2 protein-coding genes are annotated in these 3,350 nt (G+C 49.4%); both read right to left on the bottom strand.

From position 1 onward, the window contains the following. Positions 1 to 113 precede the first annotated feature (113 nt). On the bottom strand, positions 114 to 941 hold the full coding sequence (locus tag HQL63_12905) for a flagellin FliC (GenBank protein MBF0177725.1): 828 nt from the start codon (positions 939 to 941) through the stop codon (positions 114 to 116). Positions 942 to 1,690: 749 nt separating this feature from the next. Beyond that, complete coding sequence (locus HQL63_12900; protein ID MBF0177724.1) at positions 1,691 to 2,518, bottom strand: flagellin FliC; 828 nt, start codon at positions 2,516 to 2,518, stop codon at positions 1,691 to 1,693. Between the last annotated feature and the right edge of the window lie 832 nt (positions 2,519 to 3,350).

Genomic DNA, 3,350 nt, shown 5'->3' with positions numbered 1-3,350 from the left:
ATCCCAGTCTCTTAAACCCTTTTTTTGGGGACTTCGCCCCAAACCCCACCAGGAAGGGCACAGCCCTTCCTGGACTATTTCAGTTTTTCAAACTTTTCTTGAGAGTGCGGTGATTACCGTCCATTCAACAGGGCCATAGCTACCTGCGGTGACTGGTTTGCCTGCACCAAAACCGACGTTGCAGCCTGTTGCAGAATGGAGTTGCGGGTCAACAAGGCTGTCTCCGTCGCAATATCCGCATCCATGATGCGTGAACGGGCTGCGTCGGTTGTGACAGCAATATTACCCAAGGTCGAAACGACCGAATCAAACCGGTTTTGCAGGGCACCTATCGTTGCACGAATGTTGGCAACACTCGTAATGGCATAGTCAAGCTGGGTAATCGCCGAGTAGGCCGCCGATCCTCCCGCGCCACCCAGTGACCCTGTACCAATGATGGATGCCGCCAGGGCGCAGTTGACCGTGATGGACAGAATTTGCCCGCTGTATTGTCCAACTTGAACCTGAAAAGCGGTGAGGCTTCCCATAAGCAGGGTCTGCCCGTTGAATTTGGCGCCGCCGGCAATCCGGTTTACCTCGGACATGAGCTGTTGGAACTCGGTGTTCAAATTGTCGCGATCCGTAGAAGTCAACACACCGTTGGATGCCTGCACAGCCAATTCTCGCATTCTTTGCAGCGAATTGACCGTCTCATCCAAGGCGCCATCAGCCACCTGAAGTACCGAAAGTGCGTCATTAACATTCCGGCTCGCCATGTTGGCGCCGCGAATCTGTCCCATCAATGACGACGCAATACCTAACCCCGCCGCATCATCCGACGCATTGTTGACCCGCAAACCCGAGGACAATCTTTGATACGACTTGGACAGCTTTGAAGATGCAAGTCCCAGATTTTTTTGGGCAATAACGGAGTTGATGTTGGTGTTGATAGAAAGACCCATGGTTTATCTCCCATTCATGCTACTAATTACCTTCCATGGTTGGTCTTGAGTTGTTCGCTTGATACAGGGCCAACCCTAACCCTGTTTATTCCCGCAACTTATGCGTATCTCTACATCGCAAAATCATCCTGAATTGAATCTGCTTGAATGTTGGCAAAAAACTCCAACAGAAACAGCAACAATTCAGCAAACTTTCAAGAAAAGCCTCGATATAAAAGCCTTTATCAGGGCTTCTCCCCGAACCCACCAGGACTCCGTTTAAGGCCCTGCCAAGAGGCCAGCCCACCGGACCCTGTTCAGCACTCTTTCAAATCGGATGCTGAACAGCTGCGATTCAGGACTGATTCAAAGCCAAGTCCTTTCATGTTCTGTTGAGCCTCGCACTCATTCCCACCTGGAAGGGCACAGCCCTTCCAGGATCATCCCAATTTTCATACGTTCTTCACGGAATCTTTGCCCCTGATCCTCCAGGGAGAGAACACACTTCCTGGATATTTAAACACAACAATCGACGAATTAACCTTCACTCGTAACGATTCATCGCCTTTTCAAGAAAAACCTGGACATGAAAACATTTTTCATAGCCTCGCCCCGATCACACCAGGACGCTGCCCAAGACCCGCCAGGGTGTCATTTCCCTGGACCCCGATTCGTTGCCAAGCGTTGAACGGTTGCCTTCACTCATTCAAATCTCAAGAGATACACCCCACACAACACCTTGACCCGTGATGATCTTCGTTAAACTGCGATTACCGTCCACTTAACAGGGCCATGGCTATCTGCGGTGACTGGTTTGCCTGCACCAAAACCGACGTTGCAGCCTGTTGCAGAATGGAGTTGCGGGTCAACATGGCTGTCTCCGTCGCAATATCCGCATCCATGATGCGTGAACGAGCCGCGTCGGTTGTGACGGCGACATTACCCAAAGTCGAGATGACCGAATCAAATCGGTTTTGCAGAGCACCAATCGTTGCCCGAATGTTGGCAACACTTGTAATGGCATAGTCAAGCTGGGTAATCGCCGAGTAGGCCGCCGATCCTCCCGCACCACCCAATGACCCGGTACCGATGATGGACGCTGCCAGGGCGCAGTTGACCGTGATGGACAGAATTTGCCCACTGTACTGTCCGACCTGAACTTGAAAGGCCGTCAGGCTTCCCATAAGCAGGGTCTGCCCATTGAACTTGGAGCCACTGGCAATCCGGTTCACCTCGGACATGAGCTGTTGGAACTCGGTGTTCAAATTGTCACGATCCGTGGAACTCAACACGCCGTTGGATGCCTGCACCGCCAATTCACGCATTCTTTGCAGCGAATTGACTGTTTCATCAAGGGCGCCATCGGCCACCTGAAGTACCGAAAGCGCGTCATTGACATTTCGGCTCGCCATATTGGCGCCGCGAATCTGGGCCGACAATGACGATGCAATACCCAACCCCGCCGCATCATCCGACGCGCCATTGATCCGCAAGCCTGAAGATAATCTTTGATACGATTTGGACAGCTTTGCGGATGCCAATCCCAGATTTTTTTGGGCAATCACGGAGTTGATGTTGGTGTTGATAGAAAGACCCATGATTCATCTCCTGTTAATGATACTGATTACCTTCCATGGTTAATTCTGAGTTGTTCGCTTGACAAAGGGTCAACCCTAGCCCTGTTTGCTATTACCAATTAACACATCTCTTCATCTTGATATCAAATTATTGTCAACCAACATTTAACCAAAAACACTATCTTTGAATTTTATCACCGTTTCTTGCTCTTGATAATTTTATCGGCCATACCGTTTTTCTTCTTAAGCTTTTTTTATTATAATCTCATTTTTTTTATTTGAAATACTAAAAAAAGACAAATATATACTGTATTTCTATATGTATCATTACAATACAAAATAGAAATCTACACCAGCATCGCATGCAAGTCATCGCATGCAACAATCAATTGTTTGTTTTCTCCTATAAACTCAATTTTCTATCATATGCATAACGGTGTCCATTCCCTCTCTGTTTTCAAAAATCCATGTGAATACACGTTAAATCTATGGCAAATCACAAAAACAATGACTGTTTCGCATGCAACGACCGACCATTGAATTCAGTACCGAAACTTTATCGGATCGGGGCACAGGAGGCTGGCCCCCTGGCAAATCCAGGATCTCCCAACAAGCAACCGAACCACTGCACCGGCACCATACTTCCGACGCATGCAGGATCAAGGTGAAACCCTGCGCGACTCCGCTGCCAAATCCTCGTCCACCCCTCTGCCATCCAGGCGATCCTCCCCTCATGCAACTGTTTAATACCTGTAACAATCCGGCACCCTCTCGAATAAAACCTGGATATGAAAGCCCTTGTCAGGGCTTCGCCCCGAACCCCGCCAGGGCGCTGCCCTGGACCCGCCAGGGA

Source organism: Magnetococcales bacterium (genome assembly GCA_015231175.1).
GTDB lineage: Bacteria > Pseudomonadota > Magnetococcia > Magnetococcales > DC0425bin3 > HA3dbin3.
This window is presented reverse-complemented; position numbering and strand designations above follow the sequence as displayed.

What these genes read in the sequence shown, in the direction of transcription:
- HQL63_12905 (MBF0177725.1), bottom strand. Translation starts at nt 941, where the DNA reads ATGGGTCTTTCTATCAACACCAACATCAACTCCGTTATTGCCCAAAAA.
- HQL63_12900 (MBF0177724.1), bottom strand. Translation starts at nt 2,518, where the DNA reads ATGGGTCTTTCTATCAACACCAACATCAACTCCGTGATTGCCCAAAAA.